The sequence below is a fragment of the Janthinobacterium kumbetense genome, from assembly GCF_023703445.1.
Taxonomy (GTDB): Bacteria; Pseudomonadota; Gammaproteobacteria; order Burkholderiales; family Burkholderiaceae_D; genus Janthinobacterium; species Janthinobacterium kumbetense.
In genome coordinates this window covers 955,250-970,876 of sequence record NZ_JAMQGR010000001.1, presented here as the reverse complement: position 1 = coordinate 970,876, position 15,627 = coordinate 955,250, and the positions used below count along the sequence as shown (strand labels likewise).

Below are 15,627 nucleotides of genomic sequence, written 5' to 3'. Positions count from 1 at the left end.
CAGCCTAGCTCCTGTACGCCATCGGATAGCGATCGTTCAGCACGTTGGCCGCCTTGTGCTGCTTATACATGAAGTACGCGGCCACGGCGGCGGCCAGTATCAGCATGTGTTTCTGGCTCAGCCCGCTCATGCCTTGGCGCCTTCACGGATGGCGCCGGCCAGCGCACCAGCCACGCCCGCCAGGCACTGCGCACAGATATGGAATGGCGGCGGCAGGAACGGCGACACGGACAACGCCACGCCCGCCACGCCCGCCCAGGTGGACGCCTCTTTAAAACTATCGAAAAATCGTTTCATTCTCATCCCTTAATAAATGGTGTTGCCCTTGTCATCTTTGATGGTCAGGCTGTTTTGTGTGACGAACTTTTGCAGCTTTGGAAACCGGGACAGGATGAAGGCCGCCACCAGCAGCCCGCCCAGGACGATCAGCGCCTCACGCGCCACTTGCGGCCCCGTAGGGATAATGCTTTTCAGGTTCAAAAGAAACTCCCGATGAATTTTCCAGCTGGACATGCAAAGCTGGCGTCCCAGGTGCGACCCTCGGCAAGTGCCTTCTCGCATTCCGTCATGTTGGTACGCGGCAGACCTATTTGATCGCCAATGCCGAGTGCAACGCCACCGACAACACCGCCAGCCAGATCAGCAGCCGCCTCACCGACAGCGATCCCCACATCCGCAGCCACACCCTTTTTTTTTACCAGCACCAGAAGCGCCAGGGCCGCTACCGCCACGCCGATCAGCATGAATTTGCCTTGTCCCAACATCAGTTCCACCAGCCTTTCACCACGATGCTGTCCGGCTGCGTGCCGCCCAGGCGCGGGCTCGTGATCGTGGACAAGTAATCCTTGCCGCCATACGTCCAGTCGTTCGTTGTGCCGCTCAGCAGCCCGGCCAGTCCGAACGAGCCAAGGGCTGTATTCTGGTCATACGGCGCGCCCTGCATCGGGTTGTAACTCGTGCCGATCTGGCCGTTGAGGATGGGCGACAGCGCACCAGCGGCACCGCCCACTACCTTTCCAGGCTTGAATTGTGTGTACAGCACGTAGCCCAGGGCGACGACAGCCGCGCCCATGACCAAATCTTGAATGTCGCTCTTGTTCATGCCAGTTGGCCCCCTGCGTTGAGATATGCGGTTTGCAGCTTCGCCAGGCTGTTCTCGCGCTGGCCGTAGCCGGCGCCCGGCAGACTGGCCCATTCTTTCCGGCACTTTTCGACGGCGGCGGCAAACTCGCCGTTCATGGCCAGGCGGAGGCCTCCGCGCTGGCGGATCAGTTCGACGCATGCTTGATCCTGGCTGGCCGGGCTGAAATCGGGCAGGCCGAGCTTGCCCTGCACACCATCCCAGGTGCGGCGGATGATCTGGAAGGCGCCCGCCGCACTGGAATAGTCGTTGATACTTGGGATCCAGATTTTCTGGCGCGGATGGTCGGAATAGTCGTCAAACAGCGAACCGCCCACGATGGTGCGGTATCCGTCCGGCCCTGCCGTTCCCTCGCTGACGCGGATCATTTTCATGAACGCGGCCAGGTTGCGGCCCTGCTGCTCTGGTGAAACGCTTGAATTCATATCGGTAAATTCCTGAAAAAGTGCATCGGCCTGGTCAAGCAGACCTGGCTCCTCATATGCCGTGTCGCCGTCATCCGCCCCGCCCTGCTCGCTTCGCATCAGGATCAGCAGGGCAGCGGCAACAACGGCGCCGACAATGACGAGCTTTGTCATCCCTTGAATTTGACGCTGTTCAGCGCGATGTAAGTCACGCCGGCCGCGCCATAAATTTTTGCGCTTCCGTTCGGCTCAATGGCGAGGCGGGCAAAACCCGACGAGGTGGCGACGATACAGACGCATGCGGCGGACGGCGTGAAACCAGCCGGCAAGGTGAAGAGTACCGTCCCATCAACCAGTGTTCCGGCGCTAATCGTGCCCTGCAAATTTACCGCGCCATCGAGTGACAGCCAGAAACTTGCATTGAGCGCCGAAGGGGCCGCCGTCCATCCGCTCACCAGGAACGGCACCAAGTCGCGCAATGCGCCCAGGGATGGCCCCCAGGCGTTATTAAATCCGAGGCGCGCCGAAATGCCATATCCTTGCGTCGCACCGTAGAGTGGCGTATTTAATTGCAGCACGCTCGAGTCCGCTTGCTTCAATGTGTAGAAAGTGCCGTTATACGGGTCACCGTTTTTGCCACCCGGAGGCGCGACAGTGACCATCGTAATTCCGTCAAAATAGGCGTTTGGCAACTGCGCATAGGTGCGCGATTTTGTCCCGGCCGACCAGTTGTAGATGGCATTGCCCACCCAATCAGCCCCGTGACGCGGCAGCGCCAGGTCTGCCACGGCAGCACAAATATGCTCTTGCATTACGTCAAGCGGATGCACGGCACCGCCCGCGCTGTTGTCCATCCAAACACCCAAGGCGTCATGCGAGTTTTGTAATATCGAGTAGACGTCGACAAAGGCGCACTGGAAATCGCGCGCCAACTGCTTATAGCCTTCGATAATCTGTTCGATTCGCCAGCCTGTCCGGTTGTTGGCCGGGTCAGTCATCGTCGTTGGCGTACGCAAGATGATCGACATTTGCTCAGGCGTGCGCGCCGCACGCAGTCGTGTAAGGCCCGTGCGCATATCTGCCAAGAGCTGCTCAGCGGTACGCCCCAGGCCGAAATCGTTATCCCCCCATCCAATGACGAGCAAATCAGGGTTTGCATCCAGATCGCCCTGTAGAAACATATCGATCCACTGGAAGGCGGCGGCACCTGGCTGTCCGTGATTGATTACCGAAACGTTTTTATACCCGCGCTGGCCGGCCAGAATATCCAGCACGTTTGCCGGCACGCCTACTGTGCTGCCTGAACCGTACGTGACCGAATCGCCCGACAACACCATGCACTTCACAGCGCCGTCGCCGGACGCCACCGTGTTGGAGTTCCTGGCAAACAGGCCAAACCAGTGTTGCAGCGTTTCGGCGCCGAATACCTGCATAAATTTGTGCTGCGATGGATTGAACACGCGATGCGTTACCGCATGCACTGCGACGCCATCCGGCGTTACATCAACCCCCATCGGGTTTGAAAACGAACTCACCTTGTACTTGCGCAGCTTGACAACATCGCCAACCGTTGCGGCAACAGCCGCCGTGTCATCGGCAACGCCATCACCAGCGCCGCCAGCATCGAGCGGCGAAAAAATGCGCGCCAGCTTGGCGGCCACGGTGGTATTTTTGAAGCCGATCAGGACTGCACCGCCGGCGGCCAGGGCGGCGCGCCATTGCACAAAACCACTCTTGATAATGCCCATTATTTCAACCCTTGAATTTGTACGATCCCGCCCGACACATCAGCCAGGCCGAACCATGCCGCGCCTGGCGCATCGTTTTCGATAAATACATCACCCGGTTCCAGGAAAAAGACAGCATTGGCCATCGTCACCCCGGCGCCACCCAGCGCGATTACCGCAAGCGCACTGTCATTGCGAATAACGAGGCGCTTGTATGCTGCATCGCTTGAAATGGCCGTCGCAGCAAGGCCCACTGCCACAGGAGCAGCATCAACGATCAGCGTTCTTTTTTTGTCATCCACCGTGAAAACAGCGGTCGCCTTCGGCTGGACAAAAACAGCTTGCGCATCCGTGTTGTTGACTGACACGGGCAGCGGCACCGCATTGTTTACGTGTACCTCGAATACCTCGCCCGGCTTTTGCAGCATGGGGATGGCTTCGGCGTTGGTGTTGTCCACCTTCACGACGCCCAGCACAGGCGATACCGTCCCGGCGAAGCTGACCGGGATCGGCTGGGCCGGCGTATTGTTGACGCGGATGCTGGCCAGCGATACGGGAATCGGCGTGGTGTTGCTGCTTGACGTTAGCGTGACGGGGATCGAGTGCGCCAGGTCATTTGTCACGGCGACGCCGGTCGGAATGACCACCTCGCCGCCGGCCGTGCCGCCGAGCTGCACATCGTTGATTGACAGGAAGATGCCCACCTCGCAATCGAGCGCCGAGCGCAGCAGCACGCCGCCGAAGTCTTCCACCAGGCGGAAACCCGCCTGGCGGCCTGGAATGTATGGTGCTGGCGTGCCGTTGCGCACCAGGGCAATATCGACGCCCTGCCCTGTCGATACGGAATCGACCAAGATCAAGCGCCCCGGAATGTCGACGCGCATTTCAAAGCCCGCCGACAGGCGGATTAACTGGTAACTCATGCTTTCCCCATCGCTTTGAAGGCTACGACGGCGACCAGGGCCAGGCCCACGCCGACGAGTACTTTTTGCTCACCGGCTTTGCTGTTGGTGTAGGCCGTTTCCATTTTGCTACTTACGTCGCCGTAGGCATCTTTGACCGACTGCAGCGCGTTTTTTGCCACCGCATCCGAGCGCGCACCAGCGGCGGCCAATTCGTTCGCGGCGCCGGCTGTAATATCCGCGGCGAATTTGAACGCGCCGCCCAGGGCGGCATCGTTCGACTTGAATGCACTGTCGGATACGGCGTTGGCGAATTTGAAGGAACTGTCCTGCGCGGCGCGCGTCGTGTCCAGGCTGTCTTTGACGCTGGCCTTGATAGTGCTCAGCGCTCCCGTGACGGTGGAATCGGCAAATTTCAGGGCGCCGTCCGTCAAGGCGTTGCCGAACTTGAAGGCGCCATCAACCGCACCGTGGTCGGTTTGGCTGATCGATACATCGCCGATATTGGAGCGGCTGGCCACCAAATTGACCGACTCGCCCGAGCCGGTAATGCGGTTGTCTGCTGTTTCTTGGGACTGCGACTGCGAGGCCGTACTTTTGCTTGAACTCATTTTATTTTCTTCCCCATGCAGTAGGCGTCCAGCACCCACCCCTGTTTTTTCAATTTCCTGACCAGGCCAGGGCGCCGCGTGCGCAGTGTCATGCGATCCGCGCCCGCGCCCTGCCGTTCAATGCTTGGCAGCACGGAGGCGACCAGATCGACGCCAGGAAGGCCGCCAGAAGCCGCCACGACGACGATTTCGCGCCCGTTGTCGTGCTGATCCATCCGCAGGGCGTAGCGTGCCACCACGGCGCCAGCAACAACGACTTCGAACAGTTCGGCGCCACGCATGGCCGCATCCATCGAACCCAGCCCGCCCCCGGTTTCCCGGTCTGGCCGGTACGCTGCAGCGTAGGCCGCCCGCGCCGCGTCATCCAGCACGCCGGCACGGATGACGCCTACCGTTTCAAGAGGAACCATGCGCCGCCCGCAACCGCCAGCAACAGCCACGTTTTCGTGGACATGCCACTACTCGCACCGGCACCACTGTTCACGATCCAGTCGCCACTGCTGGCGCCGCCGAATCCGCCCTGGTTGCCGCCCTTGGCGCCCGAGGTGGACGCCATTTGCAGCGGCGGCAGCGGAGGCAATGCCGGGTTCATTTCTTCACCAGGAAGATCAGGCCGGCAGCGATGGCCGCCCACAGCAACAGGTTGTTGTTGCGCACTTGCTGCACGGCGACTTGTTGCTGCACGGCCTGTTGCGGCGCATTGGCCACGGCCGTAAATTGCCGCTGATCGCGGTACATGGCGTAATTGAGCGCCGTATTCAGGCTACCCAGCACGAAATTACCCGCCTTGGAGTCGAAGAAGTCGCCAAAGCCGTTGCCGGTTGACGTGCTCGTTTCCATCGCCGGGGAACTCCACGACACGTCCGGCAGGACGGTAGCGCCCGTGCCCAGCGTGTTATATGGGTCGGAATCGTAGTCACTCGATCCGAAGCCCAGGAAGTTATCGAATTGGCTCATGACGCCGCCTTATTTCAGGAGCTTGATGTCGGAAACGTAGTCGATGTACGCTTTCAGGCTGTCCGGTGCGTCGGTCGTGATGCGCAACAGCGCTTCGGTGATACGCGACGTGTCCAGCATGTTCATCAGGTTGCCGTCGCCGATGAAGTCGAGCACCAGCAGGTTTGCTTGTGGCACCAGGCGATTGCGCTTTTGTTGGTAGTTCAGTTCGCCCACCTTGGCGCGAATGCGCGGCGTACCATCGGTGCGCAGTTCCGCGACCGTGATGTGGCCCGTGTGGTGCAGCCAGATACGCTTGATCAAGCCACCATTGGCCATCACCGGCAGCATCACGTCGTTTTCGCCAATCAGGGTCAGCGGAACATTGAAGTCCTTGCGTTGCAGGACGAACGGGTTTTGCGTGCCGTCGCGGTATTCCGCCACCGCCTTGATGTCGCTGCCCGCTGCCGCCGCCTGCTTGATTTCGATTTCGAACGTCAGGCTGGCCAGCATGTTGCGCGGCAGTGCCGACAGGTACTGTGCAGCGGCGCCGCCACGGGTGTTTGGCTCCGTGAAGTCGAGCGTGATGACGTTCTCGTCAACGAACAGGCCTTGATAGGCGTCGCGCACGCCCAGCAAGGCGCCATCGTCCACGAAGAAGGTCACGCCGTTGGCCTTGCCTTCGATACGGCCCACGTTGGCCTTCGTCAGACCGCCCGACAGCATGAAATGCAGCTTGTCGAAGGTGGCGTTGTACGACAGTTTCAGCACCGCCGTAGCGCCTGGCTTGACGTTTTGCAGATCGATCATGCGATCAATATTGGAACTCATATTATCTTGTCCTGATGGTGGTGTTGGTGAAAGTTACCGCTGCCCGCTGGGCTGGGTTACTGGCCGCCCGGCAGATAGACGCCGACGACGGGGATTTTCACGAACGATTTTTGGATGAAATACACACCGGCGAAAGCAGCCAGGGCGATCAGCGCGGTATGGATGGTGGCCTTGTTCATATTCGGTTCCTATGGGGTTATTTGTTCGGTATTAACAAGCCCCGATGCTGCCCGCCCCACAGGAAACCGGCAATAAGCTGTAACGGTTACGGTATCCGTTACCGTTACAGCGATTTATTCACCCCGCGCCGCGTCGAAAGGTCAGGATTTTTGTGAATAAAGTGGAAATTCGGCAGCGTGCGGATCTGCTGTAGTGGCTTCACCGCCACAGATTTACCGCCCGTGCCTGGCTCATACTGCGTTTGCAGGCCCAGCGAGTCGGCCATCACCTTGGCGTCATTGTCGTAATTGACGCGGTAGCAACGGATTTCCGTGCAGTTGCCCAGAAAATCCTTGTCGATGGTGGCCGGTCGCTGGCTCGTTCCGATGATCGTCAAGCCCTGATGGCGGCCTGCTGTAGACAGGTTTTTCCAGGCTTGCGGTGACCAGCTGGCCATGGTGACGCGGCTCAACTCTTCCACCAGCACCGTGGCGCCGTTCAGTTCCCACACGATGCGGCAGAAGCGATCGAACTGCGCTTTTACCTCGGCATCGCTGCCGGTGGGCACGTAGACGATTGCGCGCGCGCCGCTCTTGACCTGGGCGACCAGCTCGGAAATCTTGCCCGTGACCACGACACCCTTGCAGAAACCGGCGTAATCGTCCGTCTTTTCCAGCGGCGACCAGACCAGCAGGCGCAGATACCGTTTCAGCAACTCGCCCTTGATGTACGAGGACTTGCCCGTGCCGCTGGCGCCAATCACGGCGATGATGTCGGCCTTGTTCTTCGTGCCGGCTGTGGCGGCCGTCGCCTTATTCCGGGTCAACGAAGCCTCCCGGCGCCTGGCTCATTGGATGATCGGTGGACGGCGTAATGTCCTTTTCCTGGCGTGGCGGCGCCTTCTCGCGCTCCTTTTCCTCGCGGCGCGCCTTGATCGCCTGATAAGTCGGCACCACCAGCGGCACGGATGCCACCGCCAAGGCGATCTCAGGGCCGAAGCGCCCGATTACCTCACCGGCGTCCCATCCGTACTTGTCGGACACCGCAGCCATGCCTGCGCCCCATTGATAGCATTTCTCTTCCGTGTAGACGCCTGCCAGTTCTGGCATGGCCATGGACAGCACCTTGCCGAACATGAAGGGAATTTGCCCCCAGGTCTGCGCCGGGTCGATGCCAGGCGGTGGCGGCGGGTCGATAAAGTCGGCATCTGCCTGGGCCTGCGCCCGCTCCTCGCCCAGGGCCTCCATGGCGATGCGGTCGAGCGGGTCACTCGGGTCGAGCTTGGCCTGTTCGGCCTGGCTCTCGTTTAAGTCGGCCATGGCCTATCCTTGTGCTAAAAGTGGTTGAAACCAGCCGCCCGGCTTTTTGACGGGCGGCGCCTTGTCGGCTGCTGGCGGCGGCGCCATCGCTGGCACAGGCGCTGTAACGGTAACGGTATCGCCCGTTACCGCTACCGTTACAGCCCGCATGCGCGCCCTCAACTTGCCGTTGCGGAATTCGTTCCGGGTGAAGGTCTGCGCGTTACAGTCCGTACAATGGATGTAGGCATGGCTGTTTTTGTCTTCCTTCACCTGGGCGTCCGGGAAGTCGCAGACAGGGCATGCCACATGCCCGATGGGAGTTTTTTTCATGATGTACGCGGCCCGCTAGGCCGCGCCCGGTTATTTGCGCTTGGGCTTCGCCGCTGGCTTTTTCGCCTGGGGCTTGCGGGTGGCCGGCGCGGGCGCCGGGGCTTTTTCCTCGTTCACGATGGAACTTTTCAGGTAGTCCGCCCGGTCTTCGGGCGGCACGTAGGGATTGCGGTTGACCATTATTTCGCCACTTTCATCAGGTCTTGCCATTGCAGGTGAATTGCCAGTTTGCGAAAAAATGCCTTCGCCGGGCCCGGCAAGAAAAACCCGTACTGCTGGTACAACGCGACGGCCTCGCGCTCAAGCGCCTGGCCCTGTTCGATATTCGTCACTGGTGACGCTCCTCATGTGGTTTTTCGATGAATAAATCAGGATTGAAGTCGCCGAACTTGTCAAAACAGGCGAAATCGCAGTCGGCGAAGTACGCCAAATCGTGGTGCGGCGCTATTTCTTCCGGCCACGGCGCGTCCCGCTCCCACTTCACGTCCCTGTCTGGCGTACAGTTATTGACAGGACTCCAAGGACGGCAAACCCGCACGTCAACAGCAACCCCGACGCGGCGCCACGTGAATCGGGTAGATACGTACATCTGTGGCGGGCCGATGAATTCAGGATCAGGCTTGACGAACAGGCCCACAGGGCCACGCCCGAACAGGCCATATCGCCCCGCCTCAGTGCGCGCCGCTTGCGCCACACGCACCCGATAGCCCCGGCCCATGTTGATTCCGCCCTGCGCCCGAATGTAGGCCGCCCAGGAGCATTTTTTCTGCCCGGCTATCTCGCCGGTTTCCTCGTCCACCAAGTCAAGGCGGTTGCCAGCAAGCCAGATTTCCTTGACGCATTCCGGCGCCTGCTCCACGACGGCCTCAGCGACGCGGCGGCCCTCGCGGTACGGCGTCACGGGTGGCTGGCCGAACGCCTGAAACTGCCTGATGCCCCATACGCCCGCCCAGGCATTGACGCGCATTTCCTTGGTGATAATGTCGCGCCCGTTCGCGTCTTCCTTGATGTCTTCGGCATCAATGTTCTTTGCCGTGTACTTCATCATGTAGGCGGCGGCGCTGCCCTTCGCTGGATCGAGCGCCTCAAACTTCACACGGTGCTTGTCAGCGCCGGGATCGTTCGCGCCCTCTTGCAGGGCGAACTTGCGCAGGTTGTTTTTGAATATCTCAATATCGTCAGCAGGCATGAAAACCATCATGTGCCAGTGCGTGCAGCCGTCATGATGCGGCTCAGCGACGCGGAAGCCGTAAGGGGCAATGCCGTCACGGTCGTTCTGTGCGCGGGTGCGGCCCCACAGGTCGCGCAGGTGCAATTGCGTTTCGCGTGGCGTGGCGCCGTTGTACTTCGGATTCGGCATGCTGCTCGATTCCAGCACGGCATGGTAGGCGGCGGGCGCGGTCAGCGTGACGAACAGGCCTACGTGACCGTTTTCAATGGCTATCTCGTCCACGCCGTCCATGCGCATCATCAACTCATCGTGGCGGATTTTCGGATTTGCCGTGCTCTTGTCGGCCAGTTCATCGAGCGCGAACTCTTGACCCGTTTCCATGTTGCGCAGCACGGTGTTTTGCAGCACTTTTTTGTTGCGGCGGCGCTGCCCTACCCGGCTTTTCGCCGCCTCGTCGCTGCAATACTTGCCCTTGCGGCTCGACACGAAGCCCAGGCGCATTGCCGCATGCTCACGGGCGCGGCCATGGACTGTGCGCAGATTGCGACGCCACCATGCCGGGTCTGTGTAGCGCTTGACGGCCTGGCGGTCATCCTTGATGGTGGACACGTCCATGTCGTACATACGCACGATCAGTTCGACGCACGCGCGCAGGGTTTCCGCGTCGTGGGCATCCAGCGCGACATTCATGCACTCGTTCGCGCACCGCTCAGCCAGCATCGTTAGCTGGGCCTCGGTGCTGTCCAGCGGCAGCGGGCAGGCCGTCACCTCGTCCAGCATGGCCGACAGGCGCTTATAGCCCTCAGGCATGGCGCCAATGGCCCCTTCCTGCGCCGCATGCAATTCGCGGTAGGCAGGGATACCCCAGCGCAGGGGCAATCCCTTGACGCTACGGATACCGTTTTCTTGCTGGATGGTCGGCATCAGTGCAGCACCGTCGTCGTGCTCGTCGTCACGTCGCTGTCGTTCATGCAGGACTCAGCCACGGACAGGTGCGTCATCATCGAGCGCAACGCGGCAGTGATGCGGGCGCGCTCGGTGCGGTTAAAGGCCGTCAATTCGTCATTGGCGCGGGCGTCTGGCATATCAGCGAAGGCCAGCACCAATCGGCGCACCGGATGCGGCAGCAGCATCCATATCGTGATGCGGGCCTCCTTCCGGCTGTTTGTCGACGTGGCGGCGGTTTTCATCGCACCCCCAGCGCGTCGACAACGTTGCACATTCTTCCTGCAGGTGAAATGTGCAGTCTGCTCGAGCACGTTGCACAATTTGCTATCGCAAAATATGCAGAGCCTGGCTTTTCACTTTTCATTGCTATCCCTGAATTTGTAATACGCGCTGCACATCGCTGAATGGCTCGTGAATTCATACGGTACAAGACCAATCCCTACCGCACTACCGCTGTAAGCCGGGTGCCTTTTCTGGTCTTTTTCCTCCGTTATCAGCGTGCGTAGGCTCAGTCTCAAAAACGGCGCGTATTGCGCCTGAGTCATCCCCCGCGCCCGCCGAAGCGATTTTATGAATGCGCCGAAGCTGTCTCCGTTTTCCCCGGCCCCATACCAGCGCCCCATTACCGTTTCCTCAGCAGTTGGGTGCGGATCAGGTGCGCGATGACGGTGCTTTGCTTTTTTCCCTTCGACGTGAGCCAGGTCATGAACTCAGCGTGAAGCGCTTCCGGTAACTGGACAGTCATGGGCACAATGCCATTACGCGCCATGTAGGCGCGCTGGCGGGCGGCAGGGTCGGCATGGAGGGCCGGACGCCCCCGCTTTTTCGTCACTGGTGGCAGTTTGATGCCTGGCAATTCCAGCGTGGCGTTGTCGTTTGGCGATCTCATTTGTTCCGGCCCCGGTAGAGCCGCACCAGCACGACGAGGCACGCCACGATGATGATCGTGACCCAAATATTTTCGACTTGGTATGCGGGTAGCGCGTTCATGCTACGCTCCCGAATTTACTTAAGGAAACAACATGGGTGCATCCAAAAAGCTCGCGGCCAGCAAAGCAGAAAAAGCAGCTTCGGCCACTGACCGAAAAAGCACTCTTGACGGCCTTTACGCTGTTGGAGGTTCGATTGCCCGAGCATGCACCGATGGCGTTGTTGACGGGGAGCGCGAAGAAATCGCGGAACAGCTTCTCAACCTCTATAACGACATCGGGTCGAGCCTTCCCAAGGCTGAATTTCTTGAAGTGGTCAGGGGCGCTCTGGCCGCCCTTGGCTACGAGGTGAAGAACATCGGCAGCTGAGCATAAACGCTTTGCTTTTTTGTAATTTTGTGTAACTGGCATGATCGCCTCCCAAGGCATATCTCCCTGGCAAAGGAATGTGAGCGGCCCCGCATGCCTGCGGGCTTTGCCTTGGGAGCGATGGATAAAACCGCCCAACAGGACGTAATGTAGTCGCATGACCTATGACTAGTCAAGGGCATTCTGACGGTTGCATGTCATGTCACTTGTGACTATGCTCTGTACATACCGTCTGGGCACAGACGGATTAATGCCTTGGGAGAAACACTATGAACACTATGGAATACATGCAAGCCGTGAAAACGAAGCTTGGGATTGAATCCGACTATGCGCTTTCAAAAGCACTTCAGGTAACGAAGCAGACCGTCAGCCGATACTCCCAGGGAAAGGGATATTTTGATGATGCTGTGGCCGTCAAAGTTGCTGAATTGCTGCAAATCCATCCCGGCCTTGTCATGCTTGATATGCACCGCGAACGCGCCAAGACGCCAGCAGAGCAGTCTATCTGGCAGGAGATTTTTGAGGGTTTTCGCACACTGTTGCCACACGCTAAATCGGTTCGGAGTCTTGCACTCCCCCGGTAGCAACAGCTTATTTTTTAGCCAATGACTTAGTTGTATTTATATTATGTCAAATTAAGGAAAGAGGTTGAGAGTACTTTTAGTACCTCTACCACTTCTTAACCTTGTAAAACTGTCCGCCCCGATCTTGCAACGGACCCCCTACTCATGACGCGCTAGTTTTCACACCAAACATTTGCTGTTTTCGCATCGAAAATCTGCACTTTACAATGAAATTTGTGCCTTATCGACTCTATGTGGTCAGCATCAGCCTGAGAGTAAACTCCAATGTAAATACTCCAGAGCTTCGGCGGCTTCTTTGATTGTGCATGAGCAGCTTTGTTTAACGCCTCAATAATGTGCTCGTCATAGGGGCCAAAGTTAAACCCGAATGTCACTACTGACCCATCAACTTTGGAAAGTTCCTCATAACAATGAGTAAGATAGCGATTGTGCATAATGTGATTCAACTTCTCATCACCATTCCCTGCCGTTACAAAAACAGGATAAATCCCATCATTTAGTCTAGTTTTAATATTTTCAAGTATGTAACCAGCTGAATCATATTGCTCCTTTAAAATATCCTTCCCAGAATCAAAGATGTGCAAGGCACCATGCAAATAATGAACATTTTGTTTATCTGTGTTTGGCCCCCAAACTAGACCGGACCATTCCGCTTCCTGTTTCCCCAACGCCAACTCTTGTGCGTTTAATAATTCCCGTCCAAATCCGTCAATAGCATCAGGAACCGCTTGTCGCATAAGCACCCAATAGAGTAAGAGATCATAATTAGTGCTGAAAATATGACCTCCTGTAGCTAAAAAGAAGCTAAGAAACTTTGCGCAGATTGCACTCTTTTCTTCGGCCATTTTAAATACATGCTCTGGGTGCAATTGCTGTATTGAATCGAGAAGTCCTTTTTTTAAATGTTCGGCTGCATTGACAATCTGTTTCTTAAGATCATCATCAGCATCAAATGCATTTAACAAGGAAATAGTTGTGTCCAACTGTTGCATAACCAATTCGAAATTCTTTGTCTTAATGGCGCCAAATAATTTATTTATTAGCGCATCATCTTTCGATGCTATGAAATTAAATAATGCATTATATGAAAATATATCTTTATCGTATGACATACTAAAACCGTTGCCCATCAATAGCGAAGACGTACGTTTCTTGGCAGTTAAATTTTTTAAAACCTCATCGAAAGAAAGCATTTTTTCATCACTCCAAATTTTAAGGCTGGATTTGCGATATATTTTCAATAATGAAAATATATTTTATGCTTTTACATTTTCCATTAAATGGAATTCTGACTTTTTCCTAGTTCAAAATCAGTACATGTTAGCAGCTACAATTTTAACCTTTTCTGCCACGTGTTGGAATTTTATTTTTTCGTCAATTTTCATATATCAAAATCTCCACGCTTTGCTCGACCACAAATCCTATGAAATCTAAGTTTATCCTTAAAACATCGTTCACAGACACGTAATCGCAAACAATAACGGGCCTGCTGTACTGCCCATTTTGGCACTCCAAGCATATACATGATGGCCGGAAAGCGCCTGGAATGCGACCTGCGCCGCGCTCAGCATGTTTGTACAAAACGGCACCCGCCATACATCGACTTCCGGCACCACAATGCCCCTGGAGCGGAAGTAGCGTTTCTGGTCAAGCGCCCTGCACTGCATTTCCTTGCCGCAGTACTTCGCTATGTAGCTGGCGATCTTGTGCGCCCCGGTCACTCCAAAGCCGAAACGGTGCGGGTCGCGGACTTGGCCCATCTGTTCGCCGTTCGGACCGCGTCCCAGGATGCTTTGCCAGATGGAGCGCAGCAGCGCGTACATCTGCCGTCCAGCGACGGCCACATGAAAATGCAAGGCGCCACGAGCCTGTTCTTCAACGTCCGCTACATAATGAAATTGTTTATGCTTACCAAGCTTTCAGATAAGAAGGAATTCGTTCCACTGCTGTTGCCTTAGAGCGCTGCCAGCGGTGAGTTCGCGTGCCGCTGAGCATGGACTTCAGCTCCTTTATTCACAAGCTGGCTCTTGAGATGGTTCATTTCCCATCTATCGGAGTATCCGAGTAAATTAGACCACAGTAAACTGATGCTACGGGGTTAGGCATCTCAAAGTCCGTCAGGCCCACCAAATGCTATAATTACTATAATAAAACCATTATTTATTTAACATGACTAACCTTGTAGTCTGGAAGCGCCCAGCAATTTCTCTTCAACACATTACGGACAATCGACGCGATGAGTTTTTTATCGAGGGTACTAATCGCCCATCAATATGGGTTATTGCAGACACTCGGGTAACAGATCCTTCCAAGATCACTGATCAGGCAACAAAAATCTTGGAACTTGATGCGACCACTTATAAAAAAATTGAGGGCCATGGATACCAAAGCATGTGGAACCTTTCCATCGGATTCGCTTATGCGGGGGCGGTCTTTCCAGCAATGATGACATATGCCGCATTGAAGGTTTTATTGAGCAATCTGGCGCCAGGGGAGGCTAGGTTGCCGACCCTACAACAAATCGCAAATCTGACCGCCTATATTGCAGAACAATATGTACGCGACGGAAAAAAGGCATTCGGTGAATTCCCGCATTGCCATATCGTTCTTACCGGTATGTCAGGCTACGATGGTGAATTAGCTGCAATGCTCGTCGCTCCTAAGGAGGAATACCCTGATTTTCAATATAAAAGCCGAGTATTGGACTTAGACGTTGTTCATGTTTTCGGTGACAAAGTAAAGGAACTCAAGGCTGCGATACAGCACCTCCAAGATGAAGCCGACGAAACGAGACTAGGGTTGGAGCCAAAAATTGCGCTGGAACTTAGGATTGCAGCGGCTGAATCTTCAAAGGTAGGTGGTACTTTGCAATATGGTGTACACGACGGAAAATTCAAAGCCTACGCAGTAAATGATTCGAAGAAAAATCTCTTCCTTGGATTTGACCTCAACGCTGTTGCAAAGCAGATCGGTTTCGACATCTTGCTCGACGGCTTGATGTAAATGCAAGGCAGGACTCTCGTTCAATAACCGAGAGCCACTCAAGTATAGATACAAAAGCGGGCAACCACAAAGGCCGCGCAAGCTATCGGGCAGACTTCAAGCGAGGTCTCGCCATCGAGGCTTGCATACCTAATTAGTACGTTTAAATGCCGACCTATCCTCAATAAATACCCAACCGACCAACCCCAACAATGACCTGACAGTACCTGGACAAGTGCCCCCTTCCCCGATCTTTCTGCAAACACCCTACGCCCGCAATTGCACATCGGCAAACGCGGGCA

27 protein-coding genes are annotated in these 15,627 nt (G+C 56.4%); 3 read left to right on the top strand and 24 right to left on the bottom strand.

What is annotated here, in order from left to right:
• Positions 1–4: 4 nt before the first annotated feature.
• The 22 genes from NCG91_RS27970 to NCG91_RS04300 all read right to left on the bottom strand — a co-directional run bounded on the left by NCG91_RS27970 (position 5) and on the right by NCG91_RS04300 (position 11,350).
• Complete coding sequence (locus NCG91_RS27970; protein WP_285817012.1) at positions 5–130, bottom strand: hypothetical protein; 126 nt, start codon at positions 128–130, stop codon at positions 5–7.
• The gene (locus NCG91_RS04395) at positions 127–297 is read right to left on the bottom strand and encodes a hypothetical protein (RefSeq protein ID WP_251348730.1); all 171 of its coding nucleotides are present in this window, start codon (positions 295–297) and stop codon (positions 127–129) included. The genes NCG91_RS27970 and NCG91_RS04395 overlap by 4 nt, the downstream gene beginning before the upstream one ends.
• A 9-nt stretch (positions 298–306) precedes the next feature.
• Positions 307–480 (bottom strand): hypothetical protein, encoded by a 174-nt coding sequence (locus NCG91_RS04390; protein WP_219137056.1) that lies wholly within the window; start codon positions 478–480, stop codon positions 307–309.
• Positions 477–773, bottom strand: coding sequence for a hypothetical protein (locus NCG91_RS04385; protein ID WP_251348729.1), 297 nt, complete (start codon positions 771–773; stop codon positions 477–479). The genes NCG91_RS04390 and NCG91_RS04385 overlap by 4 nt, the downstream gene beginning before the upstream one ends.
• Positions 764–1,102, bottom strand: coding sequence for a hypothetical protein (locus tag NCG91_RS04380; protein WP_251348728.1), 339 nt, complete (start codon positions 1,100–1,102; stop codon positions 764–766). Before NCG91_RS04380 ends, NCG91_RS04385 begins: the two co-directional genes overlap by 10 nt.
• Positions 1,099–1,719: a glycoside hydrolase family 24 protein gene (locus NCG91_RS04375; RefSeq protein WP_251348727.1), complete on the bottom strand. Its 621-nt coding sequence runs from the start codon at positions 1,717–1,719 to the stop codon at positions 1,099–1,101. The genes NCG91_RS04380 and NCG91_RS04375 overlap by 4 nt, the downstream gene beginning before the upstream one ends.
• On the bottom strand, positions 1,716–3,293 hold the full coding sequence (locus NCG91_RS04370) for an SGNH/GDSL hydrolase family protein (RefSeq protein ID WP_251348726.1): 1,578 nt from the start codon (positions 3,291–3,293) through the stop codon (positions 1,716–1,718). Before NCG91_RS04370 ends, NCG91_RS04375 begins: the two co-directional genes overlap by 4 nt.
• Positions 3,293–4,195 (bottom strand): hypothetical protein, encoded by a 903-nt coding sequence (locus NCG91_RS04365; protein ID WP_251348725.1) that lies wholly within the window; start codon positions 4,193–4,195, stop codon positions 3,293–3,295. The genes NCG91_RS04370 and NCG91_RS04365 overlap by 1 nt, the downstream gene beginning before the upstream one ends.
• Positions 4,192–4,785, bottom strand: coding sequence for a hypothetical protein (locus tag NCG91_RS04360; RefSeq protein WP_251348724.1), 594 nt, complete (start codon positions 4,783–4,785; stop codon positions 4,192–4,194). Before NCG91_RS04360 ends, NCG91_RS04365 begins: the two co-directional genes overlap by 4 nt.
• Complete coding sequence (locus tag NCG91_RS04355; RefSeq protein WP_251348723.1) at positions 4,782–5,195, bottom strand: hypothetical protein; 414 nt, start codon at positions 5,193–5,195, stop codon at positions 4,782–4,784. The genes NCG91_RS04360 and NCG91_RS04355 overlap by 4 nt, the downstream gene beginning before the upstream one ends.
• Positions 5,174–5,377, bottom strand: coding sequence for a hypothetical protein (locus NCG91_RS04350; protein ID WP_251348722.1), 204 nt, complete (start codon positions 5,375–5,377; stop codon positions 5,174–5,176). Before NCG91_RS04350 ends, NCG91_RS04355 begins: the two co-directional genes overlap by 22 nt.
• Positions 5,374–5,742 (bottom strand): hypothetical protein, encoded by a 369-nt coding sequence (locus NCG91_RS04345; RefSeq protein WP_251348721.1) that lies wholly within the window; start codon positions 5,740–5,742, stop codon positions 5,374–5,376. Before NCG91_RS04345 ends, NCG91_RS04350 begins: the two co-directional genes overlap by 4 nt.
• A gap of 9 nt (positions 5,743–5,751) precedes the next feature.
• Positions 5,752–6,552 (bottom strand): major capsid protein P2, encoded by an 801-nt coding sequence (locus NCG91_RS04340; protein WP_251348720.1) that lies wholly within the window; start codon positions 6,550–6,552, stop codon positions 5,752–5,754.
• A 56-nt stretch (positions 6,553–6,608) separates the two neighbouring features.
• A complete protein-coding gene (locus NCG91_RS27965; RefSeq protein WP_268766380.1) occupies positions 6,609–6,731 on the bottom strand; it encodes a hypothetical protein in 123 nt (40 codons plus the stop codon).
• A 104-nt stretch (positions 6,732–6,835) separates the two neighbouring features.
• Positions 6,836–7,537, bottom strand: a complete 702-nt coding sequence (locus NCG91_RS04335; protein ID WP_251348719.1) for a hypothetical protein — start codon at positions 7,535–7,537, stop codon at positions 6,836–6,838.
• Complete coding sequence (locus tag NCG91_RS04330; RefSeq protein ID WP_251348718.1) at positions 7,524–8,030, bottom strand: hypothetical protein; 507 nt, start codon at positions 8,028–8,030, stop codon at positions 7,524–7,526. The genes NCG91_RS04335 and NCG91_RS04330 overlap by 14 nt, the downstream gene beginning before the upstream one ends.
• Positions 8,031–8,033: 3 nt before the next feature.
• Entirely contained in the window at positions 8,034–8,342 is a 309-nt protein-coding gene (locus NCG91_RS04325) for a eukaryotic translation initiation factor eIF-2-beta/eIF-5 family protein (RefSeq protein ID WP_251348717.1), read from the bottom strand.
• Positions 8,343–8,372: 30 nt separating this feature from the next.
• Positions 8,373–8,522, bottom strand: coding sequence for a hypothetical protein (locus tag NCG91_RS04320; protein WP_251348716.1), 150 nt, complete (start codon positions 8,520–8,522; stop codon positions 8,373–8,375).
• The gene (locus tag NCG91_RS04315; RefSeq protein WP_251348715.1) at positions 8,522–8,674 is read right to left on the bottom strand and encodes a hypothetical protein; all 153 of its coding nucleotides are present in this window, start codon (positions 8,672–8,674) and stop codon (positions 8,522–8,524) included. Before NCG91_RS04315 ends, NCG91_RS04320 begins: the two co-directional genes overlap by 1 nt.
• Positions 8,671–10,437 carry a replication endonuclease gene (locus NCG91_RS04310; RefSeq protein ID WP_251348714.1) on the bottom strand — a complete coding sequence of 589 codons (1,767 nt, stop codon included), beginning with the start codon at positions 10,435–10,437 and terminating at the stop codon, positions 8,671–8,673. Before NCG91_RS04310 ends, NCG91_RS04315 begins: the two co-directional genes overlap by 4 nt.
• Positions 10,437–10,703 carry a hypothetical protein gene (locus tag NCG91_RS04305; protein WP_251348713.1) on the bottom strand — a complete coding sequence of 89 codons (267 nt, stop codon included), beginning with the start codon at positions 10,701–10,703 and terminating at the stop codon, positions 10,437–10,439. The genes NCG91_RS04310 and NCG91_RS04305 overlap by 1 nt, the downstream gene beginning before the upstream one ends.
• Before the next feature lie 380 nt (positions 10,704–11,083).
• Positions 11,084–11,350, bottom strand: a complete 267-nt coding sequence (locus NCG91_RS04300) for a hypothetical protein (protein WP_251348712.1) — start codon at positions 11,348–11,350, stop codon at positions 11,084–11,086.
• A 133-nt stretch (positions 11,351–11,483) separates the two neighbouring features.
• Between NCG91_RS04300 and NCG91_RS04295 the strand changes: the two genes are divergently transcribed.
• Both NCG91_RS04295 and NCG91_RS04290 read left to right on the top strand, forming a co-directional pair.
• Positions 11,484–11,759 (top strand): hypothetical protein, encoded by a 276-nt coding sequence (locus NCG91_RS04295; RefSeq protein WP_251348711.1) that lies wholly within the window; start codon positions 11,484–11,486, stop codon positions 11,757–11,759.
• Between the two features lie 269 nt (positions 11,760–12,028).
• Positions 12,029–12,343 (top strand): hypothetical protein, encoded by a 315-nt coding sequence (locus NCG91_RS04290; protein WP_251348710.1) that lies wholly within the window; start codon positions 12,029–12,031, stop codon positions 12,341–12,343.
• A gap of 152 nt (positions 12,344–12,495) precedes the next feature.
• Here the strand turns inward: NCG91_RS04290 and NCG91_RS04285 are convergent, their stop codons facing one another.
• Positions 12,496–13,536, bottom strand: a complete 1,041-nt coding sequence (locus NCG91_RS04285) for a DUF4917 family protein (protein ID WP_251348709.1) — start codon at positions 13,534–13,536, stop codon at positions 12,496–12,498.
• A gap of 261 nt (positions 13,537–13,797) precedes the next feature.
• Entirely contained in the window at positions 13,798–14,199 is a 402-nt protein-coding gene (locus NCG91_RS28140; protein ID WP_435526467.1) for a hypothetical protein, read from the bottom strand.
• Between the two features lie 313 nt (positions 14,200–14,512).
• Here NCG91_RS28140 and NCG91_RS04275 point away from each other — a divergent pair, with 313 nt between their 5' ends.
• The gene (locus NCG91_RS04275) at positions 14,513–15,346 is read left to right on the top strand and encodes a hypothetical protein (RefSeq protein ID WP_251348707.1); all 834 of its coding nucleotides are present in this window, start codon (positions 14,513–14,515) and stop codon (positions 15,344–15,346) included.
• Positions 15,347–15,627 lie beyond the last annotated feature (281 nt).